This window comes from Acaryochloris sp. 'Moss Beach', assembly GCF_021497025.1.
Taxonomy (GTDB): Bacteria; Cyanobacteriota; Cyanobacteriia; order Thermosynechococcales; family Thermosynechococcaceae; genus Acaryochloris; species Acaryochloris marina_A.
Map to the genome: position 1 here is coordinate 54,142 of NZ_CP071724.1, position 21,261 is coordinate 75,402.

The following is a 21,261-nucleotide window of genomic DNA, read 5'->3' on the forward strand; positions in this document are numbered from 1 at the left end:
AAAACCCGAAATGAGTTGGAAGCTTATACTGCAAACACATCCTAGCAATCACTCCTTAAGAGAGCAGTGCCATAGTTTAGGTAGTGGAAATTGGGGCGGTACTGCGGCCACAGACACCGCAATTTATTTCCAAGGAGATTTAGTTGCAAGGGTTTACGATACTAATATTAGCCTTAACATTGATGTAGAATATCAGCCCTATATCGCTGAGTAAAACCTTTCTACTAACTTTGATATTGGGTAAAGCTAAAACCCTGATTATTAAAACAGTTTAGGATCTACATTTTTTTGTAAAAAATATCCTAAATAAGTTTTAAATCAACGTTACTGCCCAGGCTTAAATCATTGTGTTGAGAATGAAGTTATCACTCTCTCTGGCGCTATGTTTTAAGCACAACAGCAGTCAATCCATGATCTTCCGTTGAACAAGAAAGTCTCTGATCAGACAATTAGTGAATCTGATATTCGAGCAATCTACCATCAAGGTGAGGATGCGGTTGTTGAGCTAGTCACCCGTCTTATCGAGCGGATAGAGCGACTAGAAGAACGTCTTGACAAGGATAGTCGTAACAGTAGTAAACCACCCTCAGGCGATGGCTTTGGGAAGCGGACAAAAAGTCTACGGGGTAAGAGTAAACGCAAAAGTGGCGGGCAAAAAAGGTCATCCTGGTCGCACATTGGAATGGCGTGATACCATCGATGCCGTGGTGTTACATCCGGTGACTCAGTGTCAAGAATGTGGTGCCTCTTTAACCGAAGTAGCAGCCCACAACTATGACCTTAGGCAGGTTCATGAATTACCCCCTTTGTCATTACAGGTGATTGAGCATCAAGCAGAAGTCAAATATTGTGAGCACTGTCAAACCTTGAGTCGGGGTGTATTCCCTGCAGATGTCACCAATGTAGTTCAGTATGGCAGCAGCCTTAAAGGCTTGATGGTGTACTTGATGGACGCTCAACTGTTGCCGTTTGAACGAACGAGTGAGCTGTTGAAAGAAGTTTTTGGCTGCCAGGTTTCTGAAGGAACCCTCTGCAATGCCCGTACAACCTGTGCTCAGAAATTAGAACCGATTGAGGTACAGATCAAAGACGGTATTGAGCAAGCAGCAATAGGGCATTTTGACGAGACAGGCCTGCGGGTGAACAGCAAGCTATGGTGGCTACATGTCGCCTGTACGAGTGGGTTGACCTACTACTTTGTTCATGCCAAACGCGGAAAAGCAGCGATGGACGAAATGGATATTCTGCCGAACTTTACGGGCACCAGCATTCATGATGGTTGGCAGAGTTACGCCACCTATGATTGTGCTCATGGTCTCTGCAATGCTCATCATTTGCGGGAGTTACGCTTTATCGTTGAGCACTATCAGCAACCTTGGGCTGAAGAGATGATGACGTTGTTGGTGGACATCAAAACTCAGGTAGAGAGTGCTCATGCTGAAGGCTTAAAAGCTCTCAGCACAGAACAAATCGAGATGTTTGAGCAGCGTTACCGAAAAGTATTAGCCGATGGATTCAAGAGTAATCCAAGCCTGCCAGTTGATGAAAACGCACCTAAGAAACGAGGCAAGAAAAAACAAAGTACACCGAAAAACCTTCTCGACCGATTTGAGAAGTACCAATCTGCTGTCCTGGCCTTTATGTATGATTTCCAGGTTCCCTTTGATAACAATCAGGCTGAACGGGATATTCGCATGATGAAATTGAAGCAGAAGATCTCAGGTTGCTTCCGCTCGTTGGCGGGTGCCCAGCAGTTCTGCCGTATTCGCGGTTATATTTCGACTTTGAGAAAGCAAGATATCCCTGTACTTGATTCACTTAGAAGTATTTTTGTTGGAACTCCTGAGGTACCAATGCTTCAGCCTGGGCAGTAACAAATCAACTCAGGTTACTTAAGTATTTGCGCTCTCACTAAAACCGAGAGCGCAAATTTATTGTCATCAAGGAAATTCTACAGTGGAGTTTAAGAGAAATGGCTATAGATCTACAGATAAAGATCCGTGATTAGCTAGGCAGCTTGTGTACCCAAGGTTTTGCAATATTTGCCCATTAAGACAGTAATTTCATTGGGAGTCTGACTAAAGTACAGTAGCCCCTCATCGACCTGCTGAACTAAGTCATCAAATTGCTTGAAGAACCGTAGGTGTGTGCTGCGTTTTTTTGAGTTTCTTCCACAAGAATTCAATTGGGTTGAAGTCAGGAGAATATGTGGGTAATTGGAAAGGAGTAAGGCGAGCGGATTGCTGGTCAAAGAACTGCTTAGTTGCTTTACTGGTGTGATATCTAGCCCCGTCCTGAATGAGAATAATATGCTTGTGAGTCTGCTGGAGTACTTGAGTTAGAAAAGCAGTATACCCTTCAGAATTGAAGCGTCCCGTCTGACCTTGATAGAAGAACTGACCAGAATGATAATCAATTAATCCAAACACCTTGTAAGCCTTCCGTTTACCACTGGTGGGCAATGTTGGCTGCTCTCCACGAAGACTCCAGGTGTAGCTTAACGACCCCCCACTGCGCAAAACTGGCCTCATCCCCAAATAAAATTAGGGCATCTTTGGCTGCTGATAAACGCAAAATCTCAGGCCATTTGTGTGTCATCCATTCTTGTCGCTTGGCTTCATTGAGATGAGCTGCAACAAACCGTGCTCTTTGAAATGAAAAGCCTAAGTTCCTCAGTAGAGTACTCACATAATGGGGATGATAGGAAACATTGAAGCGTTTCGCAATCAGGTCTTGAACCATTAATGTTTCTATGATGGATTGCATTGCACTCAGTAAGGTGCAAGCCTAAATGCTAGGAATACATTTACTTCTATGATTTGACATCAAGGAGTTCCGTCATGAAGAAAAAATACCAAAGCAAGATCATATGTTGGGAAAGAAGTCTTCATTGGGATTGATGTACACAAGAAGACTTATACAGTTGTTGCTAGGTTCGAGGAGGAGGTCGTCAAGAAATGGACAACGAAAGCCTCACCACAATCATTAGCCCAACAACTCCTCAAATATTTTGATGGTGCTACGATCTATAGTGCTTATGAAGCTGGGTTTTCAGGTTTTGTATTGCATCGAGAACTCGAAGCACATGGCATCCAGAATATCGTAGTGAATGCTGCGGGAATTGAAGTTGCTGTAAACAATCGCGTCAAAACAGATAAACGTGATGCTCTCAAGCTGGCAACGCTTTTGGAAGCAAAGCGCTTAAAGGGGATTCGCATTCCTAGCGAGGAAGAAGAAGCACATCGGTTATTGAGTCGGACAAGGAAACAGCTTGTTGGAGATTGCACAAGCGTTAAGAATAAAATCAGGATGAAGTTTCATCAATTTGGTTTAATTGATGCTGATGAAACTCGTGAGATGACTCATAAACTTGTCACAGAAACTCTAGCTAATTCTCCATCAAAAGAATTGGCAATTGTGATTACTGCCTATTGGAGCGTCTGGAAAAAATTTAGAAGAAGAAATCAAGAAAATTGAGCAAGAACTCAAACAGCAAGCCAAAGAAGATCCTAACGAAAAGACCTACCGCTCTGCTCCAGGAGTTGGGCCACAGTCTGCTCGGGTGTTATCGAATGAGCTGGGGAATATGTCTCAGTTTAAGAATGAGCGCCAATTATTTTCCTACACAGGTCTGACCCCCAGTGAACATTCCAGTGGTGAAACGATCCATAGGGGACATATTACTCATCAGGGCAATGTTCAAGTCCGAAGTATCCTAATTCAGATTGCCTGGAGAGCCATTGAAAAAGACCAAGCTTTAGCTCAGTTTTTTTAATAGGCTTTTTTCCGAGAACAGGAAAGAAGAAGGCTATTGTTGCTGTTGCTCGAAAACTAATTGGACGAATTCGGGCCGCTTTTCAAAAGGGTGAGGAATACCAATTAGGATATCCAGATACCCCCCTTGTAAATATCTTAAATAGCCCTATCACAAAGGTAAAATTCAACAGGAAGAAACAACTTACGGAAAGACAGTATCGACAATTTCCTACTACTGTGACCCAGGTTGGAGTGCTGTGAGCAGTATACTGACCACTTACTAATGTATAGGGCACAGACCTTTCTATAACGAACCAGGAATATGTAGCGTAGTTACGACTATGACTTACGAATGACTGCAAGTCGAGGAAGTCCTTTCAATATATTTTCTTCCAAATTAGAGTATTGGAGGTGGTAGATTACAAGGCTAAATATCTAGATTGAACAGAATAGGTATTCCAACTAAATTTACCCATCTTTGTCATTATTTAGAGGTTGGGTTTAGTTCTTGCTGAAATTGAAAGGCATATTTTTACATTCCGGTTGACAATCCACATGACTGCACTCCAACAACCACACTCGTATCCAGCTTTGAGCGGACCTGCTTTAATCCATGACTTGAGCTGTTGTCGTTGCCGTGGAGTGAGTTTGCTGCGACGTCCTTGAGACGCTTTGTATCTAAAGCTAGCGATACCTCGTTTTAGAAATGCATGCAGATAATCCCTGAGCGTTTGTTCGCCTAGTGCCAATGTTTCAGCTACCTGTGCCACTGAACCACCTTGACCAAGCTGCAATAAAGCACTAATACGTTTGACCAGACGTAAATTCTGACTCCCGTATGCCTGGCGCAGTTTAGCTTCAATCTTTTTGCGTGTTGATTGGGTAAAGCGCAGTTTGAATTGTGCGAGCATACTGGATGACCTCTGATAATCTTGAAATCCTTGCCAGAGCTAAGAGTATCAGGAGCTAGTTACTATATTTAATGAAGATGTAGTGTCGCTAAAACCACGGATGCTTTTCTGAAGATCTATAGCATTGAGTTGCGAATCTGTGTACCTTAAAATGCCAACCTTGTTTATCCATAATCGGAGAAAGTGTATCATCCCCAGTAGGTGAGCCTTCCATCGCTATTTCGAACTAAATATTAGTGGGACTATAGTAACTTTTGTGTTACTATAGTCCCACTATGAAACTGCAAGAGTACATCAAAAAGGATGGCTCCAGTCCCTACCAAAAGTGGTTTAACCGATTAGATGCTACAGCAGCAGCAAAGGTTACGGTTGCCGTTTCTCGTCTGGAATTAGGCAACACCTCAAATGTGAAGTGGTTCGATGGGATTGGTGAATACCGGATCAACTGGGGGGCCAGGATACCGTATCTACCTGGTCCAAGATGGCAAGGAATTGATTGTTTTATTGGGAGGAGGAACGAAGAAGGATCAACAGTCGGATATCACCCAGGCTAAGGAGCTTTCTCAAGAATATAAAAAATCGGAAGAAGCGAGCGAATATAGATCCTCAAAAGAAGAAACAACGGCGAAAGAAAAAAAAGAAGTAAACATCATGGCATTGACGAGAGATTTCAAAGAGACTATCCACTCCCGAGTGCAGTCGGACCCTGAGTTTGCAACTGCTTTATTGGATGAAGCGGCGTACCTCATGCTTAATGGTGAGCCGGAAACCGCCCGATTAATATTGAGGGATTTAGTCAACGCGACGGTTGGCTTTGAACAACTTGCTGTCGAAGCGAATAAGCCCAGTAAGAGTCTTCATCGGATGCTATCTGCTAAAGGAAACCCAACGATGGATAGTCTGAACGCAATTTTTACTGCACTGCGTAAGAAGCTGAATGTGGATATTCAAGTTCATGCAGTTTCTTCTTCTTGATGGATTTAGCACTGGAACCGAAGTGAGGGTTTCAGAAGACTCAAAATACAATATTAATTTGCTAAATCTCTTTACCTGAAAGGGCTGCAAGACTTGTAAGCTTAGGGAAGGAAACAGCCATTATCGTAACCAGTTGCCTGAAAGACTAATGTCTAGTTCTCAGAATGTCCTCTGAAAAGCAGACAAATATTAGACTAAAACTATGACAAACGTTAGTGTAATATGGCGAGATCAATGTTCCATGTCTAGTACTTAATTGCGCTGAAATCTTTATAGCAACTCATTTCGGGTTTTTAACCAGCTAACCTAAAATATTGCCTGTTAAATCTAATATGAACAACTGAGAAAGTAGAAACTGGCAATTGAATCGCTTTACTTTGAAAATTCTCCCCATTATTCCATTCTATAAGCATGGCAAAATCGGTCACTGTATTAGAGACCTCTGGAATGATTAGATTTCAAATCGATCCTAACCTTGGCAAAAATGCCGAAGATTGATCATGGTGTATGCCAAGCTTTTCAAGGCATAGTGCAGTTTGCTGATCCGCTCAAATCGCAGCAACAAGCGCTTAAATTTATCCTCCCAAGCAAAGACTCGCTCAATGGTATTGAATCTCTCTTGGAAAATAGATGAATCGAACCGTCTTTTAGGACCTGGCTTTGGCGTCTTTCGTCCACGAGGATTTTCATTAATGTTCGGCACCATCCCCCGATTGAAAATGGCCTTGCGATTCTCACGACTATCGTACACACCGTCCAAACTGACAATGGTCTGAGTCAGGTCTATGCCTACTGTTCGGGCCGTACTCATCACTTGCATCAGTGCCGTTTTGAATAGAGGTGACTCGTTCCGGTTACCTGGAGCAGTCACAAATGGAGAGATGATATTGCAGTTGCGATCACAGAAAGCAACCACTTTGTCACCCTTCATATGTTTGTGTCCACTGAATCCCAGATTGTCGCCCCCTTTTTTGGCTGCTGTGGTCGTCCCATCCCCATGAATAACGCTGGTATCCAACTTTCCTTTTTCATTAAGCATTGAGACTGACGCCTTGAAAACGTCTTCAAAACACCCATGGGTTTCAAAACGTCGAAAGGCTCGATAAACACTGGAGTGGTGAATTTCCGGTCGCCCATTTTTGTCCTTTTCAATGGGTAGCTCACTCCACTGACATCCCAAGTGCAGCAACTTCAAAATGTAGTTGAAAATGGCATGCAAAGAGAGCTTTGGTTGAGGACCACGGCTGCCGATGTGCAAATGGGGTAAGACAAATGTCTCAAACTGCTCAAGGGTTAAGAATGTTGGAATCCATTTATGGGACTTAGTTTGAGGCATCTGCACTCCTAACGAACAGTAAACTAAATGACTGGCGTCATTTTAGTCTGTAACGATGGAAGGCTATGCAGAGCATGGATTATAGCCCATTCTAACTTTGAGATAAAACCCGAAATCAGTTGGTTGGAAGCTTATTATGCCCATTTGCCCACAAGGTTTATTTTTCTACCAAACCTCTTCGCAGTGCTCCGCCTATACCCGAAGGGTTAGGGGTGGTGAAGTGAAGAGGTCTTGGTAGCTTCAGTACTCACAGTTTCAGACGCACATCTCTGCCTCAGATGCATAACGCTGGGGTGCCGACGAAACACATTCAGCGGATTTCAGGGCATCGAATATTGGCGGCATTGTCGGGATATCCAGAGGTTACCGATGAGCAGGTTGAGGGGGCAATTGCGAAGTTGGTGTTTTCTTAGTTAGGATCTTGATATAGCCGAGGGCTGAATATACAACACTCACCCTATTCTGGTTTCGCAACAGGAAGATAGGAAATCTCATAGGCTGTAGTTATCGCTCAAAGGGTGAGACTTCTCATGGGGTATGACCGCATATTGGCAGCAATAGATGCTTCGTCCTTACGCCCCATTGTGTTTGTGCAAGCATTAGAAACGGCTAAGCTTCATCAGGCCGAGTTGAAGTTTCTGCACTGTATAGAAGCAGAGCCTAATCCTTTAAGTGCCTCATCAGTTCCGGTAGTGAGGATGCCCTTTGGTGCTAGTTGCGTATTTGCGCATCTTCGGGCTCTTGTCCTCTTTTGGTGATGCTGAAATAAGAGTTAGAGAATAGAGAGATCAACCCTTGCCAGGTAAGGTTATGGAACTCCTCCGACAATTCCTTCCGTGCCAAAGCACCCTCCATTTGGAAAGTTGGGATCTTGATGCTATGAACCATCAGATGACCTTCCATGTTTCTTCAACCCAAGTTGTGACCTGTTGCCCAGTCTGTAATCAGACAGCACATCGTGTCCACAGTCGTTATGAGCGAACCCTAAGAGACTTACCCTGTGTGGATTTCTGCTTAACCATCTTGCTTCAAGTTTGCAAGTTTTTCTGCCTTAATGAGGCCTGTAAGCGTCGGATCTTCACTGAGCGATTACCTCAGGTGGCTGTCCCTTGGGCTCGACGGACAGTTCGTTTTGCTGAGCACCTAGGTGAGATTGGCTTAGCTCTTGGGGGTGCAGCTGCAGCTCGTTTGAGTTATCGGATCAATTATGGCAGTAGTCGCAATACCTTATTACGAGCTGTCTTTAAGCTACCCCTTCCGCCAATTTCAACTCCTAAAATATTAGGGGTGGATGATTTTGCATTCCGTAGAGGCCATCAATACGGCACCATTCTGGTGGACCTCGAGAAACATCAACCCCTTGTCCTATTACCAGATCGCGAGGCAGACACTTTAGCAGGTTGGTTACGCGATCACCCCGGTATCGAGGTCGTTTCTCGTGATCGTTCGAAGACATATAAATCAGCCATAACAGCAGGTGCACCCGATGCGATTCAGGTCGCAGATCGCTTTCACCTACTCAAAAATTTAGAAGAAACGTTAGAAAAAAGTTTTCAGCTCTGATTCACAAGCTATCAAGACCGCAGAGTACACGCTTTTTAGATCCAAAATGGCTGAGCATCAGGAAACAGAGTCGATATCGCTACCTTCAGATCCACCCGTTGATCCGAATTCACGCAAGGCCCAAAATCGGGCTCGGCGATTGGCAAATTATGAACAGACCCATGCTTTAAGGCAGCAAGGATACAAGATTAAAGATATTGCCCATCACCTTGGCATGGGGAAGCGCACAGTTCAGACCTATTTAGCGGCTGATACGTTTCCCGAATATAAGAGTCATTCACGATGTAGACGAAGTGGCCTAGATCTATACACACCCTATCTTCTTGAGCAATGGAACAACGGACATCAAAATACCAAACAACTGTTTGAAGCGATTCAACAGCAGGGTTACAAGGGTAGTTATGCTACTGTTGCCCGCTATACTCACCAATTTCGTGAGTCTCTACCACCACGGCCAAAACGAGACTCACTCAATGAACTACCTGGGCTTGGACCTGCTCCTCCGCCCGAATTGAAGCCCCAAAAGCCTTTGACGGTCAGCAGTGCTGCTTGGTTAGTGATGCGTAAGATAGAGCGGCTCACTGAAGAGGATGAAGAGATGCTCGATCAATTGAGTCAACAATCTGAGCTATCAGAAGCGATTGGCCTAGCTCAAAGTTTTCTCTTCATCGTCAGGAAGCGTTTACCCCAACATCTAGACTTTTGGTTGGACAGAGCTAAAAATAGCACACTGAGACCTTTTAAGAGTTTTGCAAAAGGATTGGCAGATGACTACGAAGCGGTCAAAGCTGCCCTGAAACTAGAGGTGAGCAATGGCCAGGTTGAGGGACAAAATAACCGATTGAAAATGGTCAAGCGCCAAATGTATGGGAGAGCTGGCCTAGATCTCTTGAATAAACGCTTAGTGCTAACAAGCTAAAACATCTTCTAGTCATGCTTTTAAGCCTTATTTTCCTTGCATCACCAAAAGAGGACAAGAGCCCGAAGATGCGCAAATACGCATTTATTTTTACCTAGAGTGTTTAACCAAGACAGAGAAAGGATCTGAGTTGTACTGGATTAATATAGTAAAGATCAGCAAACTTTTTTTGAGAAGTATTCCAAGATATATGATGCAGTCGCAAGATCAATTTTAGAGTAGGACTAGATCTAAAAGAATGAGTGTTGGGTATTCATTAACTTGGATTTCTCATGCTAATATTCGCCCATGAATCGATATCACATCGCAATTGCTGGAAGGAAAGGTGGAGTTGGCAAGACAACCACAGCATGTGGCTTAGCCTCTATTTTTTGCCTCTCAAAAAATTTAAAGTACTAATTATAGATTTAGATCCACAGTCCAATGCTGGATATGTCCTGGGTACTGATCCGACTGCTCCTGGAACAGTTGAGCTTTTGCAAGGCAAACAGCCTACCCCTATCCAAGCATCAGAAAATCTTTATGTTCTTCCTGGTGGCCCTAATTTGACTGGGCATTCCATCCAGAGTTTAGATCCATTAGATCTTTCAGATGCAGTAGAACCCCTTCAATTTGATGTAGTAATCTTTGACTGTCCACCTGGCGTAGAATACTTAGAGAGACTGGGACTCGTTGCAGCAGATGTTGCTTTAATCTGTACTGATGCTCACCCCCCTTGCGGTAATGGGAGCGAGCCGTGTTATTCAAGACTTACAAGTACGACAACAGAAAAAAACGTAAGGGTGCTTCAAGATTAGGCTTGATTCTTAGCCGGATTGATCTTCGACGTTCTATGGATCAATCTCTTGATCAACAACTTGCAGAAGCTTATCCAAGCATCAAGCGATTCATCGTACATCAGGATGCTTCTCTTGCTTGGGCGGCAGCAGAACGTGTACCTCTAATTGAGTATGACTCTAAGGGTAAAGCTGCAAAAGATTTAATGATTGTCAGCAACTGGGTAGTTAATGAATAAAAAGCGATCACGAAGTGCCTCTGTCCTATCTCAAGCAACCCAAGTTGCTAAAGCTATTCATCTACAAGATCAACAAGCTGAACAAAAGCTTGAGCAAGAACGAGGTTTAAGAACAACTTTACCTATTTCAAAAATTCAACCTAGATTAGAAGACACTCGCCCAATACACGATAAGCATGTGCGAGATCTTGTTGAATCTATATCTGCTTTAGGATTGATTGAACCTCTAGTTGTAGACAATAAAGGCATATTACTAGCAGGTGGTCATCGACTAGCTGCATTGAGTGTACTAAAAGAAGCTAATTTAGAAAAAATTTGAAGAGCATTTCCCCGCAACAAATATCCCTGTTCGCATCATGGAATTTGATAGTTCTGAAGATCCTGAACTATCTTTGCAAATCGAATTAGCTGAGAATGAAAAGCGCGTCAATTATTCTCGTGATCAAATTGAACGCTTAGCTGATCGCCTGCGGACTCTTAACTACAGAGAGACAAGAGGTCGCCCTAAAACAGACGAGAAGCCCTTAGGCCCAGCCCTAGCAGTAGCAATTGGTGTATCTACACGATATGTACGAAAGGTTCTAAGTGATCAACGAAATACTCGACAAGATAATGCATCTAAGAAAAATAGGAACTCAGTTCCTATTTTTCAAAAAGAGAAATAAAACAACTTAGGAAAATTCAAGGTGACTTAGAGAAAATGATAGAGCTATTTGAATCTGGAGAATCAACAGGTGCTGAGAAATCTCTGAATAAAGCAAGTTCTACATATTTGAGAAAAATCACATCTTATCTAGATAAAAAACGTAACGTAAGCATGGTGATGAAGCTGGAGTACCCTGCTCCAGTAATATTTGGTATTTTCAGCAATAAATACAAATTGGCACTATCCAATATTGAGGCAAATCAGGTAACACATTCATTTGCATGTAAACTCCTGAAAAGCTTATTTATCATTTATTTCAAAGGTTTTAGACTAACAGGAAGTGTTACCTTGATTTGAACAGTGACTATAAAACAATAAAGTCATTATCGGTCAGCATACTTGGGGCCACATTTAGAACCGTAGCCAGAGTATCCTTGTCGACTTCAATAGTGGTATCACCCGAACCATTGCTAGTGAAGACTAGATCATCAAACGTCAAACCATCGACTAAACCGAATCGATCGACATTATCGCTATAGTCCAAGACAAAGTCATTTCCTTGATCTGGAGCCAATATGAATACATCGGCGTTCGCACCACCTACCAGTCGATCAGATCCTTGACCACCAAGAAGTGTATCCTCACCACTACCTCCACTCAGCCAATCAGATCCTTGACCACCATCTAAGGTGTCATTACCACTATTGCCGTAGAGGATATCCCAACCTGCACCTCCAAGAATGAGATCATTGCCACTATCTCCCTTAAGGAGATCTGCCTGACGGCCCCCATCAATGAAATCATCCCCTCTACCTCCTCTAATGAGGTCATTACCACGATCTCCAAAGAGATTGTCACTGCCATTGAATCCTGCAATCAGGTCACGCCCCCCTCTACCATTTATAGTGTTGCCTTGATTGTTTCCAAACAAAACATTGGCTCTGTTATTGCCATTGATAGTGTTGCTAGTGGAATTGAGGGGGAGCTGAATTGTCAGATCAAAGGTATCAGTAACACTACCGCCTTGGCCGTCATCGGCGATCACACTAACAGAAATCATATTTACATCAACTGCAGTTGGAAAACCGCTAAAGATTCCAGTATTCGGATCAAACGTCAACCAATCAGGTAAAGCAGATCCGTCACTAAGAGTGCTACTCAGACTGAGTGCATCACCATCGGTATCGCTAAAGGTATCACTGGGTATTGTGAAACTGAGAGAACGGTAGGCTTGTGTACTTTGATCTGCAATGGGGCTATTAACAATAGGATCAGAATTGCCGCCAGAAGCGTTGACATCAATAAAGACAGTGGCAGTATCAGTACCGCCGTTGCTGTCCGATATGCTGTAGTCAAAGCTGGTGGTACCGTTGAAGTTAGCATCAGGAGTGAATAGAACATCGCCATTACTATCTAGATTAACAGTGCCATTAACAGCGTTGGAGACTGCCTCTAGGGTCAATGTATCGCCATCAATATCAGTATCATTTGCAAGCAAATCGGTAGCAGCAATGGTGATCGGGGTATCTTCTGTGGTGGTAGCAGTGTCATCGGTAGCAACTGGGTCGTCATTAACAGGATTAACAGTTAAGTTGACAGAGGCTGTTGATGAACCGCCATTACCATCGATGACGGTATAGGTAAAGCTGTCAGGACCGTTGTAGTTGGCGTTGGGCGTATAGGTGAAGGTGCCATTGCCGTTATCGATGACTGTGCCATAGGTCGGCTGAGTAAAGCTATCAATACTCAGCGAGTCACCATCAGAATCAATGTCATTGCTGAGCAAATCACTGACGTTTAGGACCAATGGCATATTTTCATCGGTTGATGCTGCATCGTCTGTAGCAACGGGAGCATCATTGGCATTACCGACGGTGAGGATAACAGTGGCAGTATCAGTGCCGCCGTTGCTGTCCGATATGCTGTAGTCAAAGCTGGCAGTACCGTTGAAGTTGGCATCAGGGGTGAATAGAACATCACCATTACTATCTAGATTGACAGTGCCATTAACAGCGCTGGAGACTGCCTCTAGGGTCAATGTATCGCCATCAATATCAGTATCATTTGCAAGCAAATCGGTAGCAGCAATGGTGATCGGGGTATCTTCTGTGGTGGTAGCAGTGTCATCGGTAGCAACTGGGTCATCATTAATGGAATTAATTTCAATGGTGACTGTAGCAGTATCCGTTGCATTGCCATCAGAGAGAGTGTACGTGAAACTATCAGTTCCGTTGAAGTTTACATTGGGGGTATAAGTGAAGGTGCCATCAGCATTCACTATCACTGAACCATTGCTGGGATCAGTATTTTCATTGATGGTAAAGCTATCACCATCAATGTCAGTATCGACACCAGCCCCAGTATCATCTGTAATCAAATTGCCGCTGACTAAGGTATCTTCATCAGTTGTATAGCTGTTATCTGTTGCGATTGGAGAATCATTAACTGGATTAACAGTGATGGTAACGCTTGCAGTGTCAGTGCTATTGTTACCATCACTAAGGGTATAGGTAAAGATGTCGATGCCTGTGAAATTGGCGTCGGGGGTATAAGTGAAGGTGCCATCATTGTTATTTACCACGCTACCGTTCGAGGGTTGCGTGAAGCTATCGATATTGAGGGGATCACCGTCTAAATCACTGTCGTTGGCTAAGGCGTCAACTGTAACGGCTGTATCTTCATTGGTGTTGATACCATCATCCACAGCGGTTGGAGCATCATTAATGGGGATCACTGTGATATTGACAGTGCTAGTGTCAGTACCACCATTACCATCGCTGATAGTGTACAAGAAGCTAGCATCACCATTGAAGTTGGCATTGGGTGTGAAGCGAATATCACCGTTTGTGTCTAGAACAACTGTGCCGTTGACAGGATTGGATACTGAATCGAGGAATAATATATCACCATCAACATCGGTATCGTTGATAAGCAGTGAACTAGCCTCAATGGTAAGGGCAGTATCCTCATCAGTAGAGAGGGTATCAATTTGGGCAGTGGGATTATCGTTAACGGGATTAACGGTGATGGTGACAGTGCCTGTGTCTATACCGCCATCACCGTCGTTGACCGTATAGGTGAAGGTGTCAATACCGTTGAAGTTGACATTAGGGTTGTAAACAAAGGAGCCATCGGGATTTAGGGTTAGATCTCCATTATTGGGAGCTGTATCGACGGTAACTATAAGGAGATTGGTGTCAATATCGATATCGCCATTGAGAACACCTGCTAGAGCGTCAATGATCAAGTTTTCGTCTTCGTTACTGCTGTAACTGTCATCATCTGCAATCGGTGCATCGTTTTGACCATTGATGGTGAAAGTAACTTGAGCTGTATCAGCATTACCATCGGTGTCAGCTAAAGTGTACGTAAAACTCTCGGTTGAGGTTTCTCCGTCAGCCAAGGTATTAAAGACTCCGTTCTGATCATATGTAAAGGAGCCATCAGAGTTAACGCTTAACAATGCACCCGAGACTAAAGTAATTTCTTGGCCAATGACAACAGTATCTCCGTTAATCTCAGTCAGGCTTTTTGCGCTGCCATCAACGTTCAGGACAATATTGGTGGCATTGATGGTAGGTGTAAAGCCTAAACTATCGATGTCGTTTGTTAATAAGTTTCCATTAAGAATTGCACCTTCATCGATGGTGAGACTATCTTCTATGGCGTCTAACTCACTTAAATTTAGGCCGCTAAAGTCTAGGCCAGAGGTATTAGCAGAGCCAAAAGTAATCACCTCAAAGCTGTCGTTGATATTGGGGACATACCCATTGAGAAGGCTGACATTAATAGTCCCATCAAAAGTAGCAGTTCCGCTAAAGTTGATGCGATCAAAACTATTCAAACCGGCAATTTCGAGATCAATTTGGGCGGTATTGGTTTCAGTGTAGCTACCATTGATAGCTAGTGTGCTAATTTCATCTGCTGTGCTCCCAGGTGTCAAAAGGCCAGAGTTATTGATGCTGCCTGAAATAGTTCCAAAGCCAGCAATCTCTCCACCTTGTATGCTTAAAGTCGTTCCTGATGATAAAGTGCCACCATTTATCAGTAATTTCCCAGAATTTTGATTAATACCTCTTACTAGCTCAAAAGTTCCTTGTGAGATTTCTACTAAACCACCATTATTGTTGAAGACGACATCAGTAGTCGTTGTACTATCTGTTGTTTTCCGGAAGGTGCCACTGTTGTTGAAAGCGAAGTTTCCACCAGAAGCTAGTAACGCACCTGCCCTAAGTTCATAGATGCCATTCGTATTATTGTTGATAACGCCATTACTAAAAAGAACGCTACTAGCTTCATGGATAATACTAGCCTCATTAGTCAGGGTGATACTAGCGAGGAACTTATCAGTACCATTGATAAGAAAGTTACCTTGATTGATAAACTCTCCACCACCACGAAAATCACCACCAGACCATTCAATTAGCCCGTTGGTAAAGTTAAGGGTAGTCTGTCCACCTGTATTAATCGAGCCACCATTGAACCTGACTAAGCCAAGTCCATTGCCAGATATATCACCACTTAAAATATGGGTGCCACTGGCAAAATTTAGAGCGCTGTCAAGCCCAACAAGCAATGTTCCACCAGCGATATTGCTACGGGTAAGGTTGAAAATGCCTTCTTGAACCTCAACAAGTCCACCATTATTGTTGAAGACGACATCAGTAGTCGTTGTACTATCTGTTGTTTTCCGGAAGGTGCCACTGTTGTTGAAAGCGAAGTTTCCACCAGAAGCTAGTAATGCACCTGCCCTAAGTTCATAGACGCCATTCGTATTATTGTTGATAACGCCATTACTAAAAAGAACGCTACTAGCTTCATGGATAATACTAGCCTCATTAGTCAGGGTGATATTTACGAGAAACTTATCCCCACCATTGATCAGAAAATTACCTTGATTGATAAACTCTCCACCACCACGAAAATCACCACCAGACCATTCAATTAGCCCGTTGGTAAAGTTAAGGGTAGTCTGTCCACCTGTATTAATCGAGCCACCATTGAACCTGACTAAGCCAAGTCCATTGCCAGATATATCACCACTTAAAATATGGGTGCCACTGGCAAAATTTAGAGCGCTGTCAAGCCCAACAAGCAATGTTCCACCAGCGATATTGCTACGGGTAAGGTTGAAAATGCCTTCTTGAACCTCAACAAGTCCACCATTATTGTTGAAGACGACATCAGTAGTCGTTGTACTATCTGTTGTTTTCCGGAAGGTGCCACTGTTGTTGAAAGCGAAGTTTCCACCAGAAGCTAGTAATGCACCTGCCCTAAGTTCATAGACGCCATTCGTATTATTGTTGATAACGCCATTACTAAAAAGAACGCTACTAGCTTCATGGATAATACTAGCCTCATTAGTCAGGGTGATATTTACGAGAAACTTATCCCCACCATTGATCAGAAAATTACCTTGATTGATAAACTCTCCACCACCACGAAAATCACCACCAGACCAAATTGCACTATTTTCGAGAGTAACTACACCTGAACTGGACAAAGTCCCACCAAAAAACTCTAAAGCTTCAACAGTGCTACTTACTCCACTAATATTGGCAGCACCACCACTTATCCTAAGAAGCCCATTGATGTCTGCTAATCCCTGAACTGACAGTGAACCTCCAGTTATCGTCAAGTTTTCATTGGAGACCAGGCTATTGATGATTGTTGTTCCTAATCGGTGAGTAACCTCAATATCATTTCCAGCAATATCAATTGTTACGTCATCCGCCGTACTAGGAAGTGCATCATCGGACCAGTTAGTCGCTACATCCCAAAAACCATTTCCTACAAAATCCCAATTGCGTGCAGCCATATTTATCCCTCACCTCGATGATCTAGCGATTTCTTTACGTATTCCAACAAATTCATTGCCATCCATTACGCATGACAAACTCTGTGACTTAATTATTGAAGTCACTAGCCCAGCAGATGATTGCTATTAAGCTTCATAAAAGCCTGTACAGGCTTGCCATACTGGCTTTCCACACAATCATAAGCATTTGCAGAACCCATTACCTATTCAAAAAGTCACATTAGGTAAGGTTTTTATTTATAAAATTTTTAAAGCTGCTTCGTTACTGCCCAGGCTTAAATCATTGTGTTGAGAATGAAGTTATCACTCTCTCTGGCGCTATGTTTTAAGCACAACAGCAGTCAATCCATGATCTTCCGTTGAACAAGAAAGTCTCTGATCAGACAATTAGTGAATCTGATATTCGAGCAATCTACCATCAAGGTGAGGATGCGGTTGTTGAGCTAGTCACCCGTCTTATCGAGCGGATAGAGCGACTAGAAGAACGTCTTGACAAGGATAGTCGTAACAGTAGTAAACCACCCTCAGGCGATGGCTTTGGGAAGCGGACAAAAAGTCTACGGGGTAAGAGTAAACGCAAAAGTGGCGGGCAAAAAAGGTCATCCTGGTCGCACATTGGAATGGCGTGATACCATCGATGCCGTGGTGTTACATCCGGTGACTCAGTGTCAAGAATGTGGTGCCTCTTTAACCGAAGTAGCAGCCCACAACTATGACCTTAGGCAGGTTCATGAATTACCCCCTTTGTCATTACAGGTGATTGAGCATCAAGCAGAAGTCAAATATTGTGAGCACTGTCAAACCTTGAGTCGGGGTGTATTCCCTGCAGATGTCACCAATGTAGTTCAGTATGGCAGCAGCCTTAAAGGCTTGATGGTGTACTTGATGGACGCTCAACTGTTGCCGTTTGAACGAACGAGTGAGCTGTTGAAAGAAGTTTTTGGCTGCCAGGTTTCTGAAGGAACCCTCTGCAATGCCCGTACAACCTGTGCTCAGAAATTAGAACCGATTGAGGTACAGATCAAAGACGGTATTGAGCAAGCAGCAATAGGGCATTTTGACGAGACAGGCCTGCGGGTGAACAGCAAGCTATGGTGGCTACATGTCGCCTGTACGAGTGGGTTGACCTACTACTTTGTTCATGCCAAACGCGGAAAAGCAGCGATGGACGAAATGGATATTCTGCCGAACTTTACGGGCACCAGCATTCATGATGGTTGGCAGAGTTACGCCACCTATGATTGTGCTCATGGTCTCTGCAATGCTCATCATTTGCGGGAGTTACGCTTTATCGTTGAGCACTATCAGCAACCTTGGGCTGAAGAGATGATGACGTTGTTGGTGGACATCAAAACTCAGGTAGAGAGTGCTCATGCTGAAGGCTTAAAAGCTCTCAGCACAGAACAAATCGAGATGTTTGAGCAGCGTTACCGAAAAGTATTAGCCGATGGATTCAAGAGTAATCCAAGCCTGCCAGTTGATGAAAACGCACCTAAGAAACGAGGCAAGAAAAAACAAAGTACACCGAAAAACCTTCTCGACCGATTTGAGAAGTACCAATCTGCTGTCCTGGCCTTTATGTATGATTTCCAGGTTCCCTTTGATAACAATCAGGCTGAACGGGATATTCGCATGATGAAATTGAAGCAGAAGATCTCAGGTTGCTTCCGCTCGTTGGCGGGTGCCCAGCAGTTCTGCCGTATTCGCGGTTATATTTCGACTTTGAGAAAGCAAGATATCCCTGTACTTGATTCACTTAGAAGTATTTTTGTTGGAACTCCTGAGGTTGTCGAATGTCAATTACATAGTCCGAAAGTATTTTGATTTTCCTCCTGCTATTAGAGATTTGATTTGAAGCTTTGTCACTTGTACTTGAGATCGATGATCTTCTGCCTCGGTGATGGCCGAAGGCCGGTCGGAGACCATCGCGACAGAGAGCAAATGACAATTATCAATAAAACCACCATCAATAGAGATGCTTTCGAGTAAGCATCTCTATTGATGGTGGGGTAAAGGAGGTTTATTCTCGCTTGGGATTAGCTAGAAGTCTTTGGAGAATTGGCCGCGTTTTTTAGCAGCTGCTTGTTTTCGAAAACTCTCAGCCTGCATCTCGAAAATGGTGGCATGGTGAATTAAGCGATCAATAGCAGCCACTGTCATCATCGAGTTGGGGAAGATCTTATCCCATTGGCTGAAAGGCTGATTAGCCGTGATGAGTAGGCTCTTTCGCTCATAGCGATGAGCAATCAGTTCGAATAGGACCGAGGTTTCAACATCAGACTTTTGAATATAGCCGAGGTCATCAATGATGAGCAGATCGTACCGGTCGAGCTTAGACAACAGGCTCTGCAATTCCAGTTGGAGTTTTGCCAGTTCCAGCTGTTGCACCAACGCTGTGGCCGTGACAAACTTCACCCGTTTCCCCCAACTCAACAATAGAAGTCCCTAATGCAGAGCTGACATGTGTTTTCCCTGTTCCGCTTGGCCCAAATATCAAAATATTACTGCCCGACTCTAGCCAGTGAGTTGTTTGGGAAAACTCCATGATGGCTGCTGGATTGAGACTGGGAATATGGTCAAACTCAAAATTGGTCCAGGACTTGCCGTAGGGCAGCTGCGCTTCGGTTAGCGCGCGGGAGATCCGATTCTGTTCTCGACGGCTGGCTTCCCCTTGGGCTAAAGCCAATAGAAACTGGGCGTAGGACCAATTCTCCTGAGTCGCTTGATGCTCGATGCTCTGCCACTCGTCGAGGAAATGTCTTAACCGGAGCTGCTTGAGCGTCATCATCAAATTGTCGTATGGATTGTCCGGTGCTGCATTGGAGGAGTTGGTCATAGTCGGAGAGAGCGTGCTGTTGTGAAATGATGTCAGGATATTGCTCAGTCGAGAGCTTGAACTCAAAGGCTTGTTTTAATCTACTCAAGGTCAGGGTGGACTGTTCCAGTTGGGTTTGTAGATAGTCAGCTACCTGGGATTCTTGATCCTGAGTTGCAGCAATGTAGAGGGCTTCTGTCATCAAACGGGCAGCCTGGTCCCGCTCAAAGTCAGCTTTGAGGGATTCCCATAGCTGATGCCATTGAAGATTGGGCAGTAAGTCTGCTTGCCATTGGCAGTAGAGAAACGCATGGGGCTTTCTCCTGAGACTTTCTGCCACATGCTTGTAATCGATACTACGAGCCCGTCTCTTCTTCCCAGAGCCATGGACATGGACCCGCGCCAATTCCACTACGGGAGTGGTGCCTAAGAAACCGACAAGGCGGTCATGGTATAGGTGCAGTTTCAACCGATGACCAATTAAGCGAGAGGGGACTGTGTACAGGACACAGCGGACGGCAATCGTGCTGTTGCAGCTGACTTTAGCGCTGCGGATTTCATAATCAGGGGTGCGATATTTGGGCAAAGGTTGTAATGTGGGGAGCTCCAGTGCAAACTTCTTTTGACACTTGGCATTCAGCTTAGCGATGACTTGCTCGATGAACTGTTGATACTCAGCTACGGATTCGAAGTCAAAGCTGCCTCGACGATACAGGGCCTGGCATAATCGCCGCTTGAAATAGCCATGGGAGCCTCTCGATGCCGCCATTCTCATGAGAGACGCCCAGATTGTTGCGGGTCGGCTCCATCCGGTAATGGTCACACAGAGTGGAATACAACTGAGTCAGCTGGGGGGTTACGACCGCCGGTATTGCGATAGGCGGCACTCAGACTATCGGTACGGTGGGTCTTAGGAACACCACCACAGGCAGATAAGGCATTTTGTAGTCCTTGAGATAAGCCGATAAAACTCTCTCCGCCTTGAATCACCTGCACGTACTGCCAGCCGCTATAACTCAGTCGATAGTGATACAAGATATGGTGAAAGGTTTCACCCTGAACCGTCACACTGAAACCTTTGAGCTGGGTGAAGTCTGACTGTCCCATCTCTCCAGGATGATGTTGAATTTTGAACATCACTTCTTTGGGCTTGCCATGAGCTGCCTTCCATTTAGCGGTTCGGCGTTGCACGGTTCTGATCTTGTCATCATATTGCCCAGGATGGTCCTCTTGTAAGGTCTCAAATAGAGTAGTCGCTTCTAATCGAGGCTCACGCTCTAACATCGGCTCAAGTTCTAATTCCCATAATCCATCCAGCGGATCTTCACGGGTTTTCCAGTCATGAGGGCGGCCTCGTTGGGGACGATGGGTGCCACTATCAATACGACGGGCAGTGCGGGTTGAGATCCCTGCTTTGGCAGCTGCAGTGTCTTGGGAAGAGCCGGATTGTTTTGTTTTCATATAAAGCTGTACCTGTTGAGGTTTAATAGGAGCTGGCACTAGAGGT

18 protein-coding genes and 4 pseudogenes are annotated in these 21,261 nt (G+C 44.2%); 15 read left to right on the forward strand and 7 right to left on the reverse strand.

The annotated features are described in order from the left end of the window. The first annotated feature begins 10 nt into the window (after positions 1-10). Both HRE53_RS33380 and tnpC (HRE53_RS33385) read left to right on the forward strand, forming a co-directional pair. Positions 11-214 carry a hypothetical protein gene (locus HRE53_RS33380; protein ID WP_235112884.1) on the forward strand — a complete coding sequence of 68 codons (204 nt, stop codon included), beginning with the start codon at positions 11-13 and terminating at the stop codon, positions 212-214. Positions 215-421: 207 nt separating this feature from the next. Beyond that, positions 422-1,874, forward strand: a pseudogene (gene tnpC, locus HRE53_RS33385) (IS66 family transposase). Between the two features lie 246 nt (positions 1,875-2,120). Here tnpC (HRE53_RS33385) and HRE53_RS33390 read toward each other — a convergent pair. Then, a complete protein-coding gene (locus HRE53_RS33390; protein WP_235112885.1) occupies positions 2,121-2,462 on the reverse strand; it encodes a transposase in 342 nt (113 codons plus the stop codon). Continuing rightward, positions 2,446-2,766 carry a winged helix-turn-helix domain-containing protein gene (locus HRE53_RS33395; RefSeq protein ID WP_235112886.1) on the reverse strand — a complete coding sequence of 107 codons (321 nt, stop codon included), beginning with the start codon at positions 2,764-2,766 and terminating at the stop codon, positions 2,446-2,448. Before HRE53_RS33395 ends, HRE53_RS33390 begins: the two co-directional genes overlap by 17 nt. A gap of 129 nt (positions 2,767-2,895) precedes the next feature. Here HRE53_RS33395 and HRE53_RS33400 point away from each other — a divergent pair, with 129 nt between their 5' ends. Further along, positions 2,896-3,477, forward strand: coding sequence for a transposase (locus HRE53_RS33400; RefSeq protein ID WP_235112979.1), 582 nt, complete (start codon positions 2,896-2,898; stop codon positions 3,475-3,477). Positions 3,478-3,586: 109 nt separating this feature from the next. Then, a complete protein-coding gene (locus HRE53_RS33405) occupies positions 3,587-3,775 on the forward strand; it encodes an IS110 family transposase (RefSeq protein WP_235112887.1) in 189 nt (62 codons plus the stop codon). Positions 3,776-4,244: 469 nt separating this feature from the next. Here the strand turns inward: HRE53_RS33405 and HRE53_RS33410 are convergent, their stop codons facing one another. After that, positions 4,245-4,667 (reverse strand): helix-turn-helix domain-containing protein, encoded by a 423-nt coding sequence (locus HRE53_RS33410; RefSeq protein WP_235112004.1) that lies wholly within the window; start codon positions 4,665-4,667, stop codon positions 4,245-4,247. Positions 4,668-5,318: 651 nt separating this feature from the next. Between HRE53_RS33410 and HRE53_RS33420 the strand changes: the two genes are divergently transcribed. Continuing rightward, on the forward strand, positions 5,319-5,642 hold the full coding sequence (locus HRE53_RS33420; protein ID WP_212666889.1) for a DNA-binding protein: 324 nt from the start codon (positions 5,319-5,321) through the stop codon (positions 5,640-5,642). A 469-nt stretch (positions 5,643-6,111) separates the two neighbouring features. Here the strand turns inward: HRE53_RS33420 and HRE53_RS33425 are convergent, their stop codons facing one another. Then, on the reverse strand, positions 6,112-6,978 hold the full coding sequence (locus HRE53_RS33425) for a hypothetical protein (RefSeq protein ID WP_235112888.1): 867 nt from the start codon (positions 6,976-6,978) through the stop codon (positions 6,112-6,114). 278 nt (positions 6,979-7,256) lie between these two features. Here HRE53_RS33425 and HRE53_RS33430 point away from each other — a divergent pair, with 278 nt between their 5' ends. The 9 genes and pseudogenes from HRE53_RS33430 (at position 7,257) to HRE53_RS33470 (ending at position 11,478) form a co-directional block, all read left to right on the forward strand. Further along, entirely contained in the window at positions 7,257-7,391 is a 135-nt protein-coding gene (locus tag HRE53_RS33430) for an integrase (RefSeq protein WP_235112890.1), read from the forward strand. 117 nt (positions 7,392-7,508) lie between these two features. Then, on the forward strand, positions 7,509-7,736 hold the full coding sequence (locus tag HRE53_RS33435) for a universal stress protein (RefSeq protein ID WP_235112891.1): 228 nt from the start codon (positions 7,509-7,511) through the stop codon (positions 7,734-7,736). A gap of 52 nt (positions 7,737-7,788) precedes the next feature. Next, positions 7,789-9,460, forward strand: a pseudogene (locus HRE53_RS33440) (ISL3 family transposase). A 288-nt stretch (positions 9,461-9,748) separates the two neighbouring features. Further along, positions 9,749-9,859 carry a hypothetical protein gene (locus HRE53_RS33445; RefSeq protein ID WP_304518446.1) on the forward strand — a complete coding sequence of 37 codons (111 nt, stop codon included), beginning with the start codon at positions 9,749-9,751 and terminating at the stop codon, positions 9,857-9,859. Continuing rightward, a complete protein-coding gene (locus HRE53_RS33450) occupies positions 9,832-10,257 on the forward strand; it encodes a ParA family protein (protein WP_304518447.1) in 426 nt (141 codons plus the stop codon). The genes HRE53_RS33445 and HRE53_RS33450 overlap by 28 nt, the downstream gene beginning before the upstream one ends. Positions 10,258-10,292: 35 nt before the next feature. Next, on the forward strand, positions 10,293-10,475 hold the full coding sequence (locus HRE53_RS33455; protein WP_235112893.1) for a cellulose synthase operon protein YhjQ/BcsQ: 183 nt from the start codon (positions 10,293-10,295) through the stop codon (positions 10,473-10,475). Further along, the gene (locus HRE53_RS33460) at positions 10,468-10,794 is read left to right on the forward strand and encodes a ParB/RepB/Spo0J family partition protein (RefSeq protein ID WP_235112894.1); all 327 of its coding nucleotides are present in this window, start codon (positions 10,468-10,470) and stop codon (positions 10,792-10,794) included. The genes HRE53_RS33455 and HRE53_RS33460 overlap by 8 nt, the downstream gene beginning before the upstream one ends. A 37-nt stretch (positions 10,795-10,831) precedes the next feature. Further along, positions 10,832-11,140 (forward strand): hypothetical protein, encoded by a 309-nt coding sequence (locus HRE53_RS33465; RefSeq protein WP_235112895.1) that lies wholly within the window; start codon positions 10,832-10,834, stop codon positions 11,138-11,140. A 35-nt stretch (positions 11,141-11,175) separates the two neighbouring features. After that, entirely contained in the window at positions 11,176-11,478 is a 303-nt protein-coding gene (locus tag HRE53_RS33470) for a hypothetical protein (RefSeq protein ID WP_235112896.1), read from the forward strand. Positions 11,479-11,485: 7 nt separating this feature from the next. Here HRE53_RS33470 and HRE53_RS33475 read toward each other — a convergent pair whose 3' ends face one another. Then, positions 11,486-16,939, reverse strand: coding sequence for a tandem-95 repeat protein (locus tag HRE53_RS33475; protein ID WP_235112897.1), 5,454 nt, complete (start codon positions 16,937-16,939; stop codon positions 11,486-11,488). A 359-nt stretch (positions 16,940-17,298) separates the two neighbouring features. Between HRE53_RS33475 and tnpC (HRE53_RS33480) the strand changes: the two are divergent. Continuing rightward, positions 17,299-18,763: pseudogene (gene tnpC, locus HRE53_RS33480) on the forward strand (IS66 family transposase). Positions 18,764-18,979: 216 nt separating this feature from the next. Here the strand turns inward: tnpC (HRE53_RS33480) and istB are convergent. Then, positions 18,980-19,727: pseudogene (istB, locus tag HRE53_RS33485) on the reverse strand (IS21-like element helper ATPase IstB). Positions 19,728-20,573: 846 nt separating this feature from the next. After that, entirely contained in the window at positions 20,574-21,254 is a 681-nt protein-coding gene (locus HRE53_RS35500; RefSeq protein WP_396133476.1) for a hypothetical protein, read from the reverse strand. Positions 21,255-21,261: the final 7 nt, after the last annotated feature.